The 18,568-nt window shown below is 65.9% G+C and carries 19 protein-coding genes; 12 read left to right on the top strand and 7 right to left on the bottom strand.

Features of this window, described 5'->3' with window-relative positions; translation table 11 throughout:
* The first annotated feature begins 283 nt into the window (after positions 1-283).
* Entirely contained in the window at positions 284-424 is a 141-nt protein-coding gene (locus tag IAQ70_RS09365) for a hypothetical protein (RefSeq protein WP_190989046.1), read from the top strand.
* A 65-nt stretch (positions 425-489) separates the two neighbouring features.
* Here IAQ70_RS09365 and IAQ70_RS09360 read toward each other — a convergent pair whose 3' ends face one another.
* Positions 490-1,167 (bottom strand): alpha/beta hydrolase family protein, encoded by a 678-nt coding sequence (locus tag IAQ70_RS09360; protein ID WP_190989045.1) that lies wholly within the window; start codon positions 1,165-1,167, stop codon positions 490-492.
* A 78-nt stretch (positions 1,168-1,245) separates the two neighbouring features.
* Between IAQ70_RS09360 and ligD the strand changes: the two genes are divergently transcribed.
* Entirely contained in the window at positions 1,246-2,268 is a 1,023-nt protein-coding gene (gene ligD / locus IAQ70_RS09355; RefSeq protein WP_190989044.1) for a non-homologous end-joining DNA ligase, read from the top strand.
* 3 nt (positions 2,269-2,271) lie between these two features.
* Here ligD and IAQ70_RS09350 read toward each other — a convergent pair whose 3' ends face one another.
* Positions 2,272-2,892, bottom strand: a complete 621-nt coding sequence (locus IAQ70_RS09350; protein ID WP_190989043.1) for an L-threonylcarbamoyladenylate synthase — start codon at positions 2,890-2,892, stop codon at positions 2,272-2,274.
* Between the two features lie 59 nt (positions 2,893-2,951).
* Between IAQ70_RS09350 and IAQ70_RS09345 the strand changes: the two genes are divergently transcribed.
* Positions 2,952-4,016 (top strand): hypothetical protein, encoded by a 1,065-nt coding sequence (locus IAQ70_RS09345; protein ID WP_190989042.1) that lies wholly within the window; start codon positions 2,952-2,954, stop codon positions 4,014-4,016.
* A 101-nt stretch (positions 4,017-4,117) separates the two neighbouring features.
* Complete coding sequence (locus IAQ70_RS09340) at positions 4,118-4,549, top strand: VOC family protein (protein ID WP_190989041.1); 432 nt, start codon at positions 4,118-4,120, stop codon at positions 4,547-4,549.
* Between the two features lie 60 nt (positions 4,550-4,609).
* Here IAQ70_RS09340 and IAQ70_RS09335 read toward each other — a convergent pair whose 3' ends face one another.
* The 4 genes from IAQ70_RS09335 to IAQ70_RS09320 form a co-directional block, all read right to left on the bottom strand.
* A complete protein-coding gene (locus IAQ70_RS09335; RefSeq protein ID WP_190989040.1) occupies positions 4,610-5,368 on the bottom strand; it encodes a maleylpyruvate isomerase family mycothiol-dependent enzyme in 759 nt (252 codons plus the stop codon).
* Positions 5,368-6,189 carry a fumarylacetoacetate hydrolase family protein gene (locus IAQ70_RS09330; RefSeq protein ID WP_190989039.1) on the bottom strand — a complete coding sequence of 274 codons (822 nt, stop codon included), beginning with the start codon at positions 6,187-6,189 and terminating at the stop codon, positions 5,368-5,370. The genes IAQ70_RS09335 and IAQ70_RS09330 overlap by 1 nt, the downstream gene beginning before the upstream one ends.
* Positions 6,186-7,319, bottom strand: coding sequence for a cupin domain-containing protein (locus tag IAQ70_RS09325; protein ID WP_190989038.1), 1,134 nt, complete (start codon positions 7,317-7,319; stop codon positions 6,186-6,188). Before IAQ70_RS09325 ends, IAQ70_RS09330 begins: the two co-directional genes overlap by 4 nt.
* A 116-nt stretch (positions 7,320-7,435) precedes the next feature.
* Positions 7,436-8,218: an IclR family transcriptional regulator gene (locus tag IAQ70_RS09320; RefSeq protein ID WP_190989037.1), complete on the bottom strand. Its 783-nt coding sequence runs from the start codon at positions 8,216-8,218 to the stop codon at positions 7,436-7,438.
* A gap of 111 nt (positions 8,219-8,329) precedes the next feature.
* Here IAQ70_RS09320 and IAQ70_RS09315 point away from each other — a divergent pair, with 111 nt between their 5' ends.
* The 6 genes from IAQ70_RS09315 to IAQ70_RS09290 all read left to right on the top strand — a co-directional run bounded on the left by IAQ70_RS09315 (position 8,330) and on the right by IAQ70_RS09290 (position 13,879).
* Positions 8,330-9,667: an MFS transporter gene (locus IAQ70_RS09315; protein ID WP_190989036.1), complete on the top strand. Its 1,338-nt coding sequence runs from the start codon at positions 8,330-8,332 to the stop codon at positions 9,665-9,667.
* Positions 9,660-10,910 (top strand): FAD-dependent oxidoreductase, encoded by a 1,251-nt coding sequence (locus IAQ70_RS09310; protein WP_190989035.1) that lies wholly within the window; start codon positions 9,660-9,662, stop codon positions 10,908-10,910. The genes IAQ70_RS09315 and IAQ70_RS09310 overlap by 8 nt, the downstream gene beginning before the upstream one ends.
* Before the next feature lie 223 nt (positions 10,911-11,133).
* Positions 11,134-11,643, top strand: coding sequence for an HAD domain-containing protein (locus IAQ70_RS09305; RefSeq protein WP_317983617.1), 510 nt, complete (start codon positions 11,134-11,136; stop codon positions 11,641-11,643).
* A 154-nt stretch (positions 11,644-11,797) separates the two neighbouring features.
* On the top strand, positions 11,798-13,057 hold the full coding sequence (locus tag IAQ70_RS09300) for an inorganic phosphate transporter (protein ID WP_190989034.1): 1,260 nt from the start codon (positions 11,798-11,800) through the stop codon (positions 13,055-13,057).
* Positions 13,054-13,275, top strand: a complete 222-nt coding sequence (locus IAQ70_RS09295) for a hypothetical protein (protein ID WP_190989033.1) — start codon at positions 13,054-13,056, stop codon at positions 13,273-13,275. The genes IAQ70_RS09300 and IAQ70_RS09295 overlap by 4 nt, the downstream gene beginning before the upstream one ends.
* A gap of 43 nt (positions 13,276-13,318) precedes the next feature.
* Positions 13,319-13,879 (top strand): dihydrofolate reductase family protein, encoded by a 561-nt coding sequence (locus tag IAQ70_RS09290; protein ID WP_190989032.1) that lies wholly within the window; start codon positions 13,319-13,321, stop codon positions 13,877-13,879.
* Here IAQ70_RS09290 and IAQ70_RS09285 read toward each other — a convergent pair.
* On the bottom strand, positions 13,868-14,341 hold the full coding sequence (locus IAQ70_RS09285; protein WP_190989031.1) for a hotdog fold thioesterase: 474 nt from the start codon (positions 14,339-14,341) through the stop codon (positions 13,868-13,870). The two genes, IAQ70_RS09290 and IAQ70_RS09285, sit on opposite strands and share 12 nt — an antisense overlap.
* Before the next feature lie 196 nt (positions 14,342-14,537).
* Here IAQ70_RS09285 and polA point away from each other — a divergent pair, with 196 nt between their 5' ends.
* Positions 14,538-17,180, top strand: coding sequence for a DNA polymerase I (gene polA / locus IAQ70_RS09280; RefSeq protein ID WP_407682572.1), 2,643 nt, complete (start codon positions 14,538-14,540; stop codon positions 17,178-17,180).
* Between the two features lie 91 nt (positions 17,181-17,271).
* Positions 17,272-18,555: a GNAT family N-acetyltransferase gene (locus tag IAQ70_RS09275; protein WP_223859774.1), complete on the top strand. Its 1,284-nt coding sequence runs from the start codon at positions 17,272-17,274 to the stop codon at positions 18,553-18,555.
* The last annotated feature ends 13 nt before the right edge of the window (positions 18,556-18,568 follow it).

Here is an 18,568-nt window from a genome sequence, read left to right as displayed (position 1 = left end):
CTTTTCCCCCAGGGCGCCCACGCTGGCTGTCGCAGTTTCCGTAGCCGCCTTCAACGGTGGAACGGCAATCGGCACCTGGTCTGGCGTGTCTGCGCTCGGATCGACCCTGGGCGTCCTTGGCCCGCTGACCGTCGCAATCATCATGGCGGTCCTCGGTCGGGAGTACTGCGTGAGATGTCCGATACCTGGCCGAAACGTAGCGTCGACCCCCTGAAACATCCCGCCGTTAGGCTCGTTCCTACTTGGACAACGTGGTCCAGACACCATACGAAGGGATGCACCAATGTTGCTTTTGAGTAGCCTGAACCTCCTGTTAGATGCTGGACGCCGCGAGCGTATCGACGGGAGCGGGCAGAACGAATTTCCCACCGGACAGCTGACCTCCACGGCCTGGGAAGGCTGGTGGCACGAGGACGCGGCATAACCCGCGCGTCGGATCTACTGCTGCCTTGGGACTTGGGGGGACGTGTTCAGTCGCGGGTCCGCATTTCAGCCCCGGGTCCGAATAAAGTCCGCGACCGCCGGCGCCAGGGAAGCGCCAATCTCGGCCGCGTCACGCTTCTTGCCTGCCACGGCAAAGGAATGGTCGCCGCCGTCGATCCACTGCAGCACCGCTGACGGGCCGATCCGTGACACCACACCTTCCAGCAGCTCCGGCGTTGCGAAGGTGTCGCGCGATCCCTGCAGGAACAGCATCGGCAGCGTGAGGCCATAGAGGTGCTCGTCGCGGAGCTTGTCGGGCTTGCCCGGCGGGTGCAGCGGGTACCCGAGGTAGATGAGCCCGGCGGTGTCCATTCCCTCCGCGACAGCCATGGAAGCCATCCGGCCGCCGAATGACTTGCCCGCGGCCCAGACCGGGCCGGTGTCTCCGTGGGACTGTGCCTGCCGTGCGGCTTCGTCCATGGCAGCGCGCCAGGTGGCGATGGCCGCCGGCGGGCGGTCCGGGAACTTCCGCCCCGCCTCGCGGTAGGGGAAGTTGAAGCGCAGGGTGGCGACGCCGTCGTCGTTCAGTCCGCGGGTGAACCCGCTCATGAAGGGGTGTTCCATGCCCGCGCCAGCCCCGTGTGCCAGGACGAGCGTGGCGACGGGGTGCTCCGGGCGGGCGTAAACCCCGGAGACCTCGAGGTCGCCGGCGCGGATGGTGACAGGGGATTCAACTGCGGGCATAGGTCCATGATGCCGGATCAGCAGCTGTCCCGCGCGCCGGGTGCTGACGCGGCGGTTGGTGCAGGGTAGGTTGTCCCCATGGCGAGCGAACAGACCACCATCACTGTCCCAGGACCCAACGGCGAGCGCGAGATGCGCATTTCCAGCCCCAGCAGGGTTCTGTGGCCGGAGCTGGGACTGACCAAGCTTGACCTGGCGCGCTACATGGTTGCAGTGGGGGAGGCGTTCATCGCTGCCAACGGCGACCGGCCCGTTGCCCTTCAGCGGTACTCGGACAACGTCGAGGGCGAACAGTTCTTCTCAAAAAACCCGCCCAAGGGAACCCCGGACTTTGTCCGGTCGGTCAAGGTAACCTTTCCCAGCGCGCGCTCGCATCCCATGCTGGTCCTGGACGAGCCCGCCGCGGCCGTCTGGGCCGTCCAGATGAACACCGTTGTGTTCCATCCGTGGCCTTCGCGTGCGGGAAACACGGACAACCCGGACCAGCTCCGCATCGACCTTGATCCCCAGCCGGGCACGGACTTCGACGACGCTGTTCCCGCCGCGCTGGCGCTGAAGGAAGTACTGGCGGAGGCAGGCCTGGAGTGTTTCATCAAGACCTCCGGAAACCGCGGGCTCCACGTCTACGCGCCGATTACGCCGGCGCACGAATTCCTGGAGGTCCGGCATGCGGTGATCGCCGCGTGCCGCGAGCTGGAACGGCGCATGCCTGAGAAAGTCACCACGGCCTGGTGGAAGGAGGAACGGGGCGAGAAGGTGTTCCTGGACTTCAACCAGGCCAACCGCGACCGGACCATCGCCGGCGCGTACAGCCCCCGTGCCCTCGCCCACGCGCCCGTGTCCTGCCCCATCACCTGGGACGAACTGGAAAGCATCAGCCCGAAGGACTTCACCATCCTCACCGTCCCGGACCGGCTGAAAACAGTGGGCGATCCCTGGGCGGACATCAACGCGAACCCCGGCACCCTTGACACGTTGCTGGGCTGGTGGGACCGCGACGTGAAGTCCGGACTCGGTGAGCTGCCGTTCCCGCCCGACTATCCGAAGATGCCGGGCGAGCCGCCCCGGGTGCAGCCCAGCCGCGCCCGCAAGCAGGACTAGGGGCTATTCGAACCGGGACGGGTCGCCGGTGCCGCGGCGCACCACCTCGGCCACCCCGCTGGAGAAATCAACAACCGTGGTGGGCTCGGACCCGCAGTCGCCCGCGTCAATCACGGCGTCCACTTCATGGTCCAACCGCTCCTTGATCTCCCACCCCTGGGTCAGCGGCTCCTCTTCGTCGGGGAGCAGCAGGGTGCTGGAGAGAATCGGTTCGCCAAGCTCTGCCAGCAGGGCCTGCACCACACGGTTGTCCGGGATGCGCACGCCCACCGTCTTCTTCTTGGGATGCAGCAGCCTCCGCGGAACTTCCTTGGTGGCCGGCAGGATGAACGTGTAGCTGCCGGGCGTGACGGCCTTGATGCTGCGGAAGACATCGTTGCCGATGTTCACGAACTGGCCCAGCTGGGCGAAGTCCTTGCACACCAGCGTGAAGTGGTGCTTGCCATCCAGCTTGCGGATGGTGCGGATCCTGTCCAGTGCGTCCTTGTTGCCCAGCTGCGCGCCGAGCGCGTAGCAGGAGTCCGTAGGGTAGGCGATCAGGCCGCCGTCGAGCAGCATGCGGACAGCCTGCGTGATTGCGCGGGGCTGCGGATCGTGGGGATGAACATCAAAGTATCGGGCCATGCTCCTGAGCCTACGTCCCGGCACCGGATTAGTGCATCAAATGGTGCGAGGATGGGCTCATGACGCTTGATGGGGAATCGCTCCTGGAGGGACCTCGGGGCCGGCGGCTGTGCCTTGAGCTGGCGATGGACCTGGACCCGGACATCAGGGTGATGGTCTTCCAGCTTGGATACGATCTTGATTCCGGCCGTGGAACCTCCCGGGTGCTGCTGACCGCCGCTTCCTCGGACGACGCCGGCACTCCTCCTCCGGCTGCACCGTCACCTGAGGAGGTGGCAGTCGCCCTCGGGGACCTGAACCCTGCAGGCCTGGATGGTTCGCGCGTGCAGGCTGCCTTGGAGCGGGCGGTGGACGCCGCAAGGTACTGGCAGCCGCCCGATGGCGAAGATGTTCTGGTGGCGCTGCCGCTGGTCCGCGCCGCCCTCCGGCCTCTGGCTGACCGGGTTCCCGGGACCCAGGGCCTGCAATGGTGGGGCGACTCCCGGGGCGTTGAACAGTGGGCCGTCGACTGGCGGTCCGCGGAGGACCCGGCCCCGTTGAAGTTTCCGCAGCCAGCTCTGGCCGAATGGGCGAGGCGGGAACGCGACGGGGAGGAACGGGCGGCGCACGAACTCCCCACCGACCCGTACGCTCCCGTGTCCGGAGGCTGGTGGTCCGTTCCGCCCGGCCCCGTCCGAACTCTAGGGCGCATCCCGGCGGCCCTGAACCTCGTGGAGGACTCGCTCGGCTGGCAGGTTGCAACCACGATTCCTGTCCGCGGCGCGGGCCGGACACTGGAGATCCGCACGCCGGCCGACTGGACCTCGCTGTGCAGTGAATTTCCGCTCGACGTCACGGCGTCCCGGCGCCATGACTGGTTCCGCACGACCGGCCGCGATGGGCGATGGGTGATCCCCGATTGGGAACGTGTGGCGGAAGAGTGGGACGCCGTGCATTTGACGGTCCTCGGCTACCTCAGTGGAGCGGGGCGCGCGCTTCCGGTCAGTCCCGACACGGCGACAGTCATCGCGGGGTGGGACCCGGACAGCACCATCTGGCTCACGGATGTGGCCCGCGAGTGGGAGGGTCCGCGGCAGTCATGGCATCGCGCCCCCCACGACCGGTCCTGGCGCCATATGCATTAGCCCTTCCGGCGCGAAAAGCACCCTGTAAACCCGACTGGAATTGCGGCAGGATGGGGACTGTTCCAACACCCTTTTCGTCCAGTCTGCAAGGAGAACCGGCCATGCCCACGACCCTCAATCCTTACCTTGGTTTCCGCGACAACGCCCGGGAGGCCATGACCTTCTATCACTCTGTCTTCGGCGGCGACCTGGCCCTCAGCACGTTCGGGGAATTCCACGCAAGCGAAGATCCTGCCGAAAAAGACAAAATCATGCACGGCATGCTGACCACCACCGGCGGCCTGGTCCTGATGGGGGCTGACACTCCCAACAGCATGGACTACTCGCCCGGCAGCACCATTTCGGTCTCGCTCAGCGGCGATGATGAAGCTGAACTGCGCGGCTACTGGGACAAACTGGCCGGCGACGGCGGCACCGTGACCGTACCGCTGGAGCCCGCGCCCTGGGGCGATGTCTTTGGCATGTGCACTGACAAGTTCGGGACCGCCTGGCTGGTCAACGTCAACGGCGCAGGTGCGGCTCCCGCGTCCTAACCATGCATGAACAAGGAAGGCCCCCTCGGTTGAGGGAGCCTTACTTGTTAATGCTTGGTCCTAGATCCATTTCGGAGCAGCTGGAACGGTGTCCAGGGGTGCTCCGTCCTGGGTGGCCGTAACGCCGTCGGTACCCCTGCCGGTGGCCCACCGGGTGACTCCCGCCAGCGGGCCGGAGACCACCAGGGGAGCGTCCGGACCGGCGCTGCCGAATTCAAGCGCCGGCTGCCGGTCAGTGACCCGGACGAGCAGTCCGGTGTCGGTGCCGCGGGTCTTCCACGCTCCGGTGATGTCTTTCAGGAGACGTTCGAGCACCGGGGCGGGGATGTCGGCGAAGGTTGCGCCGTTGTCCAGGTCCACGGCGTGGGTCCAGACTTCGCGGGTGCGCATCCAGACTGTTTCCTCGGCCGGGACGATACGTCCTTGGGCGGTTTTGACCTTGTGGTGCCAGGCGTCTGCAGGAAGGTCGCGCCATTCGACGTTCAGGTGCACCGCTGAGTGGTCAAAGAGGTGCCGCAACGCGATCGGAGGGAGGGTGGCCCCGAAATTGATTTCGTGGTCCCTGATCTCCGTGGACGCGTACATGGGGGTTTCCACCCCGGTCGCGGCCCACTCAATGAGCCGGGCAATGGCCCGCGCGTTGTAGCCGATGTGCGCGGTCACGTGGCGGCGGGTCCAGCCCGGCAGCAACGACGGGCCGTCGAGGTCCGCGTCGGAAAGCTCGTTGAGCTTCCGCGCGAAGAACGCGGTCCCACGCCGGGCCTGCAGCAGCGATTCGAGCAGCTGCGGGTCCGACGTTTGGTCGTGGCGTGCGACCATCAGGATTCCTTGACCACGCGGTTGTTCAGCTGGCCCAGGCCCTCGATGGTGGTGACCAGGAGCTGGCCTTCCTGCAGGTAGCGCTTCGGGTCCTGCGCGTGGCCGACCCCGCCGGGGGTGCCGGTTGCGATGACGTCGCCCGGGTTCAGGGTGATGATGGTGGAGATGTAGGAGACCAGGAACTCCGGCGTGAAGACGACGTCGTTGGTGGGCGTCTGCTGCTGGACTTCGCCGTCGACCGCGGTGGTCATGAGGCCGCCGCTGAACTCGTCCTTGGTGACCAGGGCGGGGCCGAACGGGGTGGACTTCTCCCAGGTCTTGCCCTGCAGCCACTGGATGGTGCGGAACTGGTAGTCGCGCATGCTCACGTCGTTCAGGACGGCGTAGCCGGCGATGTGGTCCGCGGCGTCGGCTTCGGAAATGCGGCGGCCCTTCTTGCCGATGACGACGGCGAGTTCGGACTCCCAGTCGACGGTGTCCGATTCCTGCGGCAGGGCCAGGTCATCGTTCGGGCCGATCAGGGATTCCTGGTACTTGGCGAACAGGGTGGGGTACTCGGGAACTTCCCGGCCCATTTCCTTGATGTGGTTGCGGTAGTTGTGGCCTACGCAGATGATCTTGCCCGGGAACGGGACAACAGCTTCGAGGTCGGCACCTTCGAGGGGGTGCGTTGCACCGGAAGCGGCCTGCGCGATGGACTCCCAGGCAGCCTCCTTCAGGAGCGCTCCGACGTCGGAGAACCCGTCAATCTCGGTGAGGGTGTCGCCGTCCTGGCGGACAGCCTTCGTGCCTTCAGAGGTACGGAGGGTGAGAAGTTTCATGCGTTCTTGCGTCCTTCGGTGTAGGTGCGGTTAAAGTTCAGCCGTTCAAAGATGGGGGCGTCACTGAAGCGGAACAGGTCGAACTCTGTCTCGGCCTGCAGTGACCAGGAGGCCCAGGACGGGACAACGAAGAGGTCGCCCTTTTCCAGGGTCCTGGTTTCGCCGTTGAGGACCACACTGCCACGGCCTTCGAAGACCTGCCACACGCTGGAGCCGACCTCATGCAGGGGTTCGGTGGACGCGCCGGCCCGGAAACGGTGGAATTCCGCCCGGATGGTGGGCATCACGTCCCCGCCGGTGGTCGGGTTGGTGTAGCGGACGGCCGCGTGACCCTGGGAGACGGTGGCCGGGTGGCCCTCATCTTCGAGGAGAAGCTGCTCGCGAAGGGCACGGTCGGTGTGTTCCCACCGGTACGCCGCGATGGGCGAGCTGGTGGTGTCGTCCAGGCCGGAGAGGGGGCGCAGGCCGGGGTGGGCCCAGAGCCGCTCGGAGCGGGAGATGTCCGGGGTCGCTTCGTCGGTGACGCGCTCGGTGCCGAACTCGAAGAACCCGGCGTCGGCGTAGTGCACGAACGGAATGTCCAGGCCGTCGATCCAGGCCATCGGCTCGTCGGTGTCGTTATGGTGGCCGTGGAAGTTCCATCCCGGGGTCAGCAGGAAGTCGCCGCGGGACATCCGGACCGGGTCCCCGTTAACGACCGTCCAGACGCCTTCACCCTCGACCACGAAACGGAAGGCGTTCTGGGAGTGGCGGTGCTCCGGGGCGGTCTCACGGGCGCCGAGGTACTGAATCGCGGCCCACAGCGTCGGAGTCGCGTAAGCAGTCCCGGCCAGGCCCGGGTTGGCCAGGGCGATGGCGCGGCGTTCCCCGCCGCGGCCCACGGGAACCAGGTCACCGGCGCGGGCGGCCAGCGGGTACAGATCACTCCACCGCCAGACATGCGGCACAGCCTTCGGGGACGGGACCATCGGCATCAGGTCCGCGATCTGCGTCCACAGCGGGATCAGGTTCTCCCGGTCAAAATCCTTGTACAGCTTTTCGAGCTGCGCCGCCTCTTCCGGCGTGGGCTCAGGGACAGTGTGCCCCGCGGCCACTGATTCATGGGTCGTGTTCTCGGCGCTGATGGACACGTCGGCCTCCTTTAAGGTCAAACACTATTTCTGCGTAGTCAGACTCTACGGATGCGGCCTTGTGACCCCCAACATATTCTGCCAGTCAGAATTAGTGCCTCAGGTTTGCGCCCGGGTCAGTCCGGATCGGCCGGATTGGCGGCAATGTCGATCTCAAGCTGCCGGCAGGTTTCCCGCAGTGCGGGGACGAGGCCGGCGTCGAAGACCTTGCGGAAGCGCGTGGCGGGAGTGGCCACGCTGAGTGCACCGACCACGTGCCCGTGCCGGTTGTGCAGGGCCATTCCCAAAGCGCTCACACCCTCCTCGGTGCCTTCGAAATTGGCGGCAAAGCCGTTGGTGCGGATGGACTCGAGCTCCCGCAGAAATGCCGGGTAGTCCTCGGCGGCAATGGTGTCGCCGCCGATCTCCGCGTTGTTGCTGCGGAAGAGCTGCTCGATCATCTGGGGTTCAAGCTCCGCGAGCATGACCTTGCCGCCAGAGGTCTTGTCGGCCGGCATCACAGTTCCCTGCCGGTCGCCAATCCGCAACACATTGTGTCCCTCCACTGTGGCCAGGAAGCGTACCTTTGTCCCCACGCGCACCATGAGGTTGACAGTCTCGTTGAGGCGGGACGAGAGCAGTTCCATGTGCGGCTGGGCAAGCGAGCGGAGCAGCCGGGTCCAGCTCAGCCCGGCCGGACCAACCCCCATGGCGGGACCGGGAACGTACCGGCGGGTTTCATCCTGGATCGCAAAACCCCTGTAGACCAGCATCGCCAGCAGGCGGTGGGCAGTGGACGGCGCGACGCCCAGCTCCGCGGCGGCGTCCTTCAGGCGCAAGCTCCCGCCGTCGCGCAGCAGCTGCAGCAGCAGCAAAGCATTGTCGACCGCCTCGATGGAGTACGTGGGCCGCTTCTGCATGGGCTTCCGGGCTGACCTGGCAGCTGGACTGGACGCTGACCGCGCGGTGGGGTTGTTCTGCACATCAGAATTGTATTGTGGTTCACCTTTGGGTGCCATGACAGTAGTGGGATGAATCACACACTTCCCGCTGCGGCGCCGCAACGGCCTTCGCCGGGGGCCTCCGGCCTGCCTGCGGCCGACGGTCCTGTCACGCGGTTCTCCAAAGGTTCGGCCGCGGCCGTCCTCGTCTGTTGGCTTCTGGTGGTCTTCGATGGGTACGACCTCATCGTGTACGGCACCGTCCAGTCCTCCCTGATCTCCGAGACCGGCTGGGGCCTGACCAAAGCCACCGCCGGAACCATCGGGTCCATGGCCTTCGTCGGCATGATGATCGGGGCGATCTTCGCCGGCCGCATGGCCGACTCATGGGGCCGCCGCCGCACCATCCTCGGCTGCGCTGTGGTCTTCTCCGTCTTCACTGTGCTCTGCGCGTTCGCCCCCAGTGCGGCCATCTTCGGCGTCCTCCGGCTCCTTGCCGGCATCGGTCTCGGTGGCCTGGTGCCTTCCGCCAACGCGTTGGTTGCAGAACTCGTCCCGGCCAAATGGCGGTCCATCATCGCCACCTTGATGATGTCCGGTGTCCCGATCGGCGGATCCATCGCCGCCCTCGTGGGAATCCAGCTCATTCCCGCCTTCGGCTGGGAATCGATGTTCCTTGTGGCCGTGCTCGCCCTGCTGATCGTGGTGCCGCTGGGGCTGAAATACCTTCCGGAGACCCTGGCCCCGGCCAGCGCAGCGGAGAAGGCTGCCCGCAAGGCGGCCGGCAAGGACAACGCACACCAGCAGCCGGCCGGCTTCTCCTCACTGCTCCGCGCCCCCTACCTGGGCATCAGCCTGCTGTTCGCCGTGGCAACCATCGCCACCTTGTTTGCCTGGTACGGATTGGGCACCTGGCTGCCGAACCTCATGCAGCTTGCCGGCTACAACCTGGGTTCCGCACTGACCTTCGCCCTGGCCCTGAACCTGGGTGCGGTGGCCGGTTCGGTGATCACCGCCTGGGCCGGAACCCGGTTCGGGCCCGTACCCACCGCCATCGCCGCCGCCGGCGTCGCCGCCGTCGCGCTGCTGGTCCTGGTCACCGGGCCGCCAGTCGCCGTCGTGTATCTCATGCTGGTCCTCGCCGGCGTCGGAACCCACGGCACGCAGTGCCTCATCATCGCCGCAGTCGCCAGCCACTATCCCGGACACCTCCGGGGAACGGCGCTTGGCTGGGCACTCGGCACCGGCCGTATCGGGGCCGTCGCAGCTCCCCAGATCGGCGGCCTCCTGCTGGCTGCCGGGCTGGGCGTCAATTCGAACTTCCTGGCCTTCGCCGGTGCAGCCGCCATCGCCGCGGTCCTGCTGGCCGCCGTCGGCATCAATCTCAAGTCAAAAGTCGCAACATCTCAAGGAGCAAACAATGTCTGAGCACGCCACATCCACTGATGTCCTGGTCATCGGCGGAGGAATGGCCGGGCTGGCCGGCGCCCTCGCGCTGCGTGAAAACGGCGCCGAGGTGACCCTGGTGGAGCGGGCGCCTGAATTCGGTGAGGTGGGCGCGGGGCTCCAGATGGCCCCCAACGCTTCCCGCGTTCTCCAGCGCTGGGGGCTCTTGGAAAAGGCCCTTGAGATCGGTGTCCAGCCCAAGCACCTGGTGTTCCGCGATGCAGTCACCGGCGAGGAACTCACCCGCCAGACCCTCGGCGGCGAATTCGCGGAGCGCTACGGCGCCCCCTACGTCGTTATCCACCGCAGCGACCTCCACCGTGTCCTGCTCGAGGGCTGCGAGGCTGCGGGCGTCAAGCTCATCAACGACGTCATGGTCGAAAGCGTTGAAACCGTGAACGGCCGCGGCGTCGCGCACACCTCCGCAGGCGTTGACTACGAAGCTGACGTGGTGATCGGCGCCGACGGTCTCCGGTCAACCCTGCGCCCGCTCGTGGCCAACGACGAGCCCGTCTCCTCGGCCTACGTCGCCTACCGCGGCACCGTGCCGATCACCGACAACACCCCCAAGGCCGACCTTGAAGATGTCATCGTCTACCTCGGACCGGACTGCCACCTGGTGCAGTACCCGCTGCGCAAGGGCGAACTGCTGAACACCGTGGCCGTCTTCAAGTCCCCGTCCTTCGAGGCCGGCGTCGAGCAGTACGGCGGAGTGGACGAACTGGAGGCAGCCTACAAGGACTGTGTTCCGGCCGTTCAGGAAGCCCTCAAGAACCTGGCCACAGGCATCCGCTGGCCCATGTACGACCGCGACCCGATCGAGAACTGGGTAGCCGGCCGTATGGTCCTGATGGGCGATGCCGCTCACCCGATGCTTCAGTACCTCGCCCAGGGCGCCTGCCAGGCCCTCGAAGACGCTGCCGTGCTGCAGGACGCCACCAACGGAACGGTCTTTACCGCCGACGGCGTCAACCCCGAGGCCTGGGACACGGCCATCAAGGAATTCAACGGCATCCGTGCCGGCCGCACCGCCCGGGTGCAGCGGACCGCGCGCGTCTGGGGCGAGTCCTGGCACGTCTCCGGCCTGGCCCGGACGCTGCGCAACCTGCTGTTCAAGAGCCGCAAGGACGGGGATTTCCAGTACAACGACTGGCTGTACGGCCAGGACCAGCCCGGCACTCCGGAGCGCCGCGAGGCTGCCCAGCCGGCCACGGCTTCTGCCTGAGCTGAGACGCTCCCGCTGAGCTGAGCTGAGCTGAGCTGGACGAGCTGGGCCGGGCTCCGGCCAGCCGGACAGGCCGGCCCGGCGGGTCATGAGTCCTTGAGAAGGGGCTGCACGCAATGCGACCATTGATGCGTGCAGCCCCTCCTGCATTTAAGGGCCGCGTCAGGAATCTGACGGCTGGCCTTGAACGGCCGGTAAGGGGTCTTTATGAAGGGGAGTCCCCTTGCTGAATGTCACCTTGTATTTGGACGTCGACGGCGTGGTGTGCCCGTTTGGCGCGACCGGCACCACTCCGTGGGGTTCCGCCTGGAGTGTCGCGAACGCCGGCATGCTCGAAGTAGCGTACGCCGGGGAGCTGGTGGCCGGACTGAACGGCCTTGCCCGGCTTCCGGGCCTGCGCTGCGTCTGGTTGACCAGCTGGGAGGACATGGCTCCGCGGTACCTCTGCCCGGCTATCGGCCTGGCCGGCGGCCGGTGGCCCTGGCTGGCAGCCGAGGGCTCCGGCGCGGGGGAGGGCTGGTGGAAACTTGCCGCCCTTCAGGAGGATGTTGCGGCCACCACCCCGAATGGGATCGTGTGGATTGATGACCAGCTGCGGTATGAGCAGGAGGCCCAGGCCTGGGCGGGCATCCTGGGGGCGCGCATCCTTGCCATCTCGCCCGATCCGCGCCGCGGAATTTCGCCCGCCGAGTTGAACGCCATCAGCGCCTTCGTCGCGGAGCCCGTGTTTTGACGTGATGCCGCAGGCGCGTACGATCGGTAGGGTTTCAAACCGGTCCTGTTTAACACCGCACCTCACTCCACGTGAACTTCAGGTGAAATATGCTGTGCAGGGCAGGCGGGGGTTAAGGAACTGCTGAACGTCGACTCTGCAGATTGGGCAACAGGTGGATATCACCTTAATGGTGGCGCTGGTCATCGCACTGGCACTATTTTTCGACTTCACGAACGGCTTCCATGACACCGCCAACGCGATGGCCACGCCCATCGCCACCGGTGCCATTAAACCGAAGACCGCCGTGACTCTGGCCGCGATCCTGAACCTGGTGGGTGCTTTCCTGTCTACGGAAGTGGCCAAGACGGTCTCCGGCGGCATTATCCGGGAAGGTTCCGACGGCGTCCTCATCACCCCGGACATCATCTTTGCCGGCCTGATGGGTGCCATCCTGTGGAACATGATCACCTGGCTGAAAGGCCTGCCGTCGAGTTCCTCCCACGCGCTATTCGGCGGCCTGATCGGCGCAGCCATTGCAGGAATCGGCTTCCATTCCGTGAACCTGGAGACCCTCCTTCAGAAGGTCATCCTGCCGGCCGTCTTCGCCCCGCTGATTGCCGGGATTGTGGCTTATATCTGCACCAGGCTCGCCTACGCACTGACGTCCCGCCACGACCCCGAAACCGGCAGCAAGCTCACCCAGAAGCGCGGTGGTTTCCGCACCGGCCAGATCTTCACGTCCAGCCTCGTGGCCCTGGCCCACGGCACCAACGACGCCCAGAAGACCATGGGCATCATCACCCTGGTGCTGATTTCCGCCGGCACGCAGGCCCCGGGCTCCGGCCCGCAGCTATGGGTCATCGCAGCCTGCGCCCTGGCGATCGCCATTGGCACCTACGCCGGCGGCTGGCGCATCATCCGCACCATGGGCTCAGGCCTCACCGAGGTCAAGCCCGCCCAGGGCTTCGCGGCCGAGACCAGCACCGCCTCCGCCATCCTGGCATCCTCACACCTGGGCTTCGCCCTCTCCACCACGCAGGTGGCCTCGGGTTCAGTCATCGGGTCCGGCATGGGCCGCAGGGGCACAACAGTGCGGTGGAACATGGTGGGCAAGATCGCCCTCGGCTGGCTGCTCACCCTGCCGGCCGCCGGCATCGTGGGTGCGCTGACGGCGCTGCTCGTGAAGACCGGGGTGGTGGGCCTGGTGATCGCCGCCGTCGCAGGCACAGCAGCCGTGTTGTTTATGTTCGTCTATTCCCGCAAGTCCCATGTGAGCCACCACAACGCAGTGGAGGTCGAGGAGGCAGGGCAGGCCGTCCGGTTCGCCAGGAAGAAAGCCCTGGCCCGTGCACGCGCAAAGGCAAAGGCTAAGACAGAGCCTAAGGCAGAGGCCACGGACACGGCCGATGAGCAGAAGGATACTCAGCGATGAAGTGGTTGGAACTCCTCACCGTGGGCGGCGCCACCCTCGTGGCTGCAGTGACCGTGGTGGTCCTGTATTCGCTGGGTGTCCGGCTGACGGCCATTGCCGGGGACGCCCGGCAGGCCTCGCCCCGCAGCAAGCGCGCCTTTGCCAACATCTGCTTTGGCCTCTGTGGCCTGGCCGTGCTGTTCGGGCTGTACCTGATCATCCCGTACTTCAGCGCCTAGGACTCCCGTAGCAAGGCACCACCGGCACGGCTACGCTGGGTCCATGTCCAGGATCCAGTATTTTGTCGCGGCCTCCCTCGACGGCTTCATCGCCACAGCCAAGGACGATCTCGCCTGGCTGCTTGAGTTTGACGGTTTCGAGGGCGGCAAGGAAAGCTACGCGTCCTTTATGGACGACGTCGGCTGCATCGTGATGGGCGGCGAGACGTTCGCGTGGCTGATGGAGCATGAGCCCGGCAACTGGCCCTACCCCACCACGCCCTGCTACATCTTCACCCACCATGAATTCGCGGCCCCGCCGGGTTCGGACGTGACGTTCGTCCGCGGCCCGGTGCAGGAATTCATCGCAGACTTCATCGCCGACGCCGGCACGAAGAACGTCTGGGTGGTGGGCGGCGGCAACCTCGCCGCGCAGTTCGCCGCCGCCGGGCGCCTCGATGACATCATCCTGTCCGTCATCCCCGTGGTGCTGGGTGACGGCAAGCGCCTGCTGCCTGTGGAAGGCCCGACGCCGCCGCTCCAGTTGACGGCGTCCCGCACCTTGGGCCGGGGGATTGTGGAGCTCCGCTACAGTTTTGGTTCCCGGGAGGAGTCAGCCGTCTGAAGGCGGGTTGTCCCGCAGCATGTTGGTGATGCGGGCCGTCGAGAGGCGCCGGCCCTGTTCGTCGGTCATCACAATCTCATGCGTTGTCAGCGTCCGGCCCAGATGGATGGCGGTGCAGGTGCCTGTCACGGTGCCTGCCGCAACGGCGCGGTGGTGGGTGGCGCTGACTTCGATGCCCAGGGCATGCCGCCCCGCTCCCGCGTGCATCCCGGCGGAGAAGGAACCCAGGGTTTCAGCGAGGACCACGTGGGCGCCGCCGTGCAGGATGCCGGCCACCTGCGTGTTGCCGTCCACCGGCATGGTGGCCACGGTCCGTTCCGGGCTCATCTCCAGGAAGTGGATCCCCATCTTGACCACCAGGGCGCCGATGCCGAACGGGCCAAGCCAGTCATGGAGGTGCTCCGGGACGCCCGCTGTGACTAATTCCTCAGTGAAGGGGCCGGGCGTGAAATTGTCCATCATGGGAACTAGGCTGGCACCTGTGAGTGAAACTACCAAACCGGCCCCTTTCCCGTCTGAAACCGCTGTGCTTGACGCAGACGCTGCCTTGCAGGGCATCAGCGTCCCGCCGTCGGCCGGGGGCCGGGTTTCCGCCACCGAAGCTCCCGTCATCCCCCTGACAGACCAGCCACGCCTGCTGGTGCTGGATGGGCACTCGATGGCCTTCCGTGCTTTCTTCGCCCTGCCGGCGGACAAATTCTCCACCGCCAACGGCCAGCACACCAACGCGATCCACGGCTTCACGTCCATGCTGATCAACCTGATCAAGGAACAAAAGCCCACCCACGTCGCCGTCGCTTTCGATGTCTCGGATGACACCACCCACCGCAAAGCCGAATACAGCGACTACAAGGGCGGCCGCAACGAAACGCCGCGCGAGATGAGCGGCCAGATCGACCTGATTGACAAGGTCATGCAGGCCTGGGGCATCACCACCATCAAGATGCCCGGCTACGAAGCTGACGACATCCTGGCGACCCTTGCCACCATGGGTGAAAAGGCCGGCTTCGAGGTGCTCCTCGTTTCAGGCGACCGTGACGCCTTCCAGCTCATCACCGAGAACGTCTTTGTGCTCTACCCGCGGAAGGGCGTCAGCGACATCCCGCGCATGGACGCGGCGGCCATCCAGGAAAAGTACTTCGTGACCCCGCCGCAGTACTCGGACCTCGCGGCGCTCGTCGGGGAAACGTCCGATAACCTCCCCGGCGTTCCCGGCGTCGGGCCCAAGACCGCGGCAAAGTGGATCAACCTCTACGGCGGCCTCGAAGGCGTCCTTGAACACCTGGACGCGATCGGCGGCAAGGTAGGCGACGCCCTCCGCGAGAACGTCGAGGACGTCAAGCGCAACCGGCGCCTCAACAGGCTGCACACGGACCTTGAGCTTCCCGTGACGCTGGAGGACCTCGCGGACCCGCGGCCGGACGAGGCCGCGCTCGAGCAGTTGTTCGACGAGCTCGAGTTCAAGACCATTCGTGCCCGGTTGTTCGCCCTCTACGCCAGCGAGGATCTGGAACCGGCCGAACGGGAAAGTGTGGACATCCCGGAGTATGTGACGCCCTCCGACGCGGCGGAACTGGGGGCGTTCCTGGCCGCCGGAGACGGGAAACGCTCGGCAGTCGCCGTCGACCTCGTGCCGGGCAGGATCGGCGAGGACGCCGCAGCCATCGCCATTGTCCGTGACCACGCCGGTGTTTACATCGACTTGGCGGCCCAAGACGCTGAAGCCGAAAACGTCCTCGCGGGCTGGCTGCGGAATCCTGCCTCGCCAAAGGTCATGCACGGCTACAAGGCGGCCCTGAAAGCCCTGTCCAGCCGTGGCCTTGGCCTGGAAGGCGTGGTGGATGACACCTCCATATCCGGATATCTCATCCAGCCTGACCGCCGGACTTATGAGCTGGCCGAACTGGCCCAGCACTACCTCAACGTCAGCATCTCGGCCGAGACGTCCAAGGCGGGCCAGCTTGAGCTGGCGTTCGACGGGGACGACGCCGCAGCCGCGGACGCCCTGGTGCAGGTAGCGGCAGTGGTGCAGGCCCTCAGCCGGCATTTCGAATCGGAACTGATCGAGCGGAAGGCGGGCGACCTGCTCACCACGCTCGAGCTGCCCGTCAGTCGCGTTCTTGCCGACATGGAGACCGCCGGAATCGCCGTCGACATGCAGCGCATGGACGAGCAGCTCGCTGATCTGGCCAAGGTCATCGACAACGCCCAGGAGTTGGCCTTCGCTGCCATCGGCCACGAGGTCAACCTCGGATCGCCCAAGCAGCTGCAGACGGTCCTCTTCGACGAACTCCAGCTGCCCAAAACCAAGAAAATCAAATCCGGATACACCACCGATGCGGCCTCGCTGAAAAACCTGCTGGAAAAGACCGGACATGAATTCCTGGTCCAGCTGATGGCGCACCGGGAATCCTCGAAGCTGCGCCAGATGCTGGAGTCGCTCAAGAAGTCCGTGACGGAAGACGGCCGGATCCACACCACCTACGCGCAGAATGTCGCGGCGACGGGCCGGATCTCCTCCAATAACCCCAACCTGCAAAACATCCCCATCCGCAGTGAGGAAGGCCGGCGTGTCCGTGGCATCTTCGTGGTCAGCGATGGCTATGAATGCCTTCTGTCCGCGGATTACTCGCAGATCGAAATGCGCATCATGGCACACCTGTCCGGGGATGCCGGCCTGATCCAGGCGTACAGGGACGGCGAAGACCTGCACCGTTTTGTGGGCTCCAACATCTTCCACGTGCCCACGGACCAGGTCACCAGTGCCATGCGCTCCAAGGTCAAGGCCATGTCCTACGGGCTCGCCTACGGTTTGACCTCCTTCGGGCTGTCCAAGCAGCTGGAAATTTCCGTGGACGAGGCCCGCACGCTCATGAAGGACTACTTCGACCGGTTCGGCGCCGTGCGTGACTACCTTCGCGGTGTTGTGGACCAGGCCCGTATTGACGGCTACACAGCCACCATCGAAGGCCGGCGCCGCTACCTCCCGGACCTCACCAGCACGGACCGTCAGCTGCGCGAAAACGCCGAGCGCATCGCCCTGAACTCACCCATCCAGGGCTCGGCCGCAGACATCATCAAACGCGCCATGCTGGGAGTGCAGGCTGAACTGGCCGCCCAGGGCCTTAAATCGCGGATGCTCCTGCAGGTCCACGACGAACTGGTGCTTGAAGTCGCGCCCGGGGAACGGGAAGCGGTGGAGAAGCTCGTCACCGCACAGATGGGATCCGCAGCTGACCTCAGTGTCCCGCTGGACGTCCAGATCGGCGTCGGACCCAGCTGGTACGACGCCGGCCACTAGCACCGGGAGGGCGGGGCGCAGCGGGGGAGGTCGGCGTGTTGCTGCTGGCCAGGCGCCGGATTCATTGGTTAGGCTCGGCGTTGTGCCTGAACTGAGTGATGACTATGAAATCCGGCGTTTCCCCGCGGCAGTCAAGGGGGAGCCCGGCTTTCCGGAAGCGGAAAAGTGGGCCGGGGCTGTCTCGTTCGGCTTCCATGAATCCACGCGGACACCGGAACATGTAGCCAAGTCCCTGGCCACCTACCGCGCAGACCGGCGGATACTGACCGGGGCCTATCAAACGCAGGACGTCGCGCCTGGTTCCCTGCCCGCGGACGTGCCTGTGGCCACCTTCGGCACCTTGCGCAAAACTCTCAACATCGGCTTCGGCAGGATGCTGGAAACCCAGATGGTCACCGCCGTGACGGTGCGGACGTCACATCGGCGCCGCGGCCTGCTGCGCCGCATGATGTCCGAGGACCTGGCACTGGCCAAGGGCGACGGCCTGGCGATGGCCGCCCTGACAGCCTCCGAAGGATCCATCTACGGCCGCTTCGGTTACGGGGTGGCCAGCTTCGAACGCACCGTCAAAGTAGACACCACAGCCCGGTTCCGCCTCAACCACCAGGCGGTCGGCAGGGTGGACGTTGCCGAGCCAAAAGTACTTCTTGACGTCGCCCCAAGAGTTTTCAACCGCGTGCACCGGCTGACGCCAGGGTCGATCGGCCGCCAGGAGTGGTACCGCCAGATGGCCTCGGGCTCCCTTGCCCGCGACGGAAAGGAAGATCCCGCCGTCAAGGTGGCCCTGCACTACGGCCCGGACGGCGCCGTGGACGGCTACGTGTCCTACAAATTCCTGGGCTGGGAAACGGAACCCCCCACAATGCACGTCGTGGACCTGGTGGCGGCCACCCACGGGGCTTATTTGGAGCTCTGGCAGTTCCTGGCCGCCATCGATCTGGTCGAACGGATCACCTGGGAGGAAGCTCCGCTGGATGACCCCCTGACCTGGGCATTGGCCGATCCCCGCTGCATCGACTCCTCAGACAGCCGGGACATGCTTTGGCTGCGCATCCTGGACGTGGCCGAGGCGCTGGAAGCGCGGCGCTATCCCGTGGACGGCCGGCTGGTGCTGGAAGTCCTTGACCCCCTGGGCCTGACGGCAGGAACCTTCGCCCTCGCAGTCAGCGGCGGTGAGGCCGCCGTCGGACGCGTTGACGCGGAGCCGGACCTGACACTGGACGTCTCCGCGCTGTCATCAATTTACTTGGGTGCGGTCTGTCCGGTTACGCTGACGGCGGCTGGGCTGATCCGCGAACACAAGCAGGGCGCGTCGCTCCAGGCCAGGGGATTGTTCGCGGTCGAACGCGCCGCCCACTGCCTGACCCATTTCTAGGGGCCCCTGCGTC

Origin of the sequence: Pseudarthrobacter sulfonivorans (assembly GCF_014712225.1) — a bacterium.
GTDB classification, from domain to species: domain Bacteria; phylum Actinomycetota; class Actinomycetes; order Actinomycetales; family Micrococcaceae; genus Arthrobacter; species Arthrobacter sulfonivorans.
Note: the sequence above shows the minus strand (reverse complement) of the source record. Positions and strands in the feature narration are given on the sequence as shown.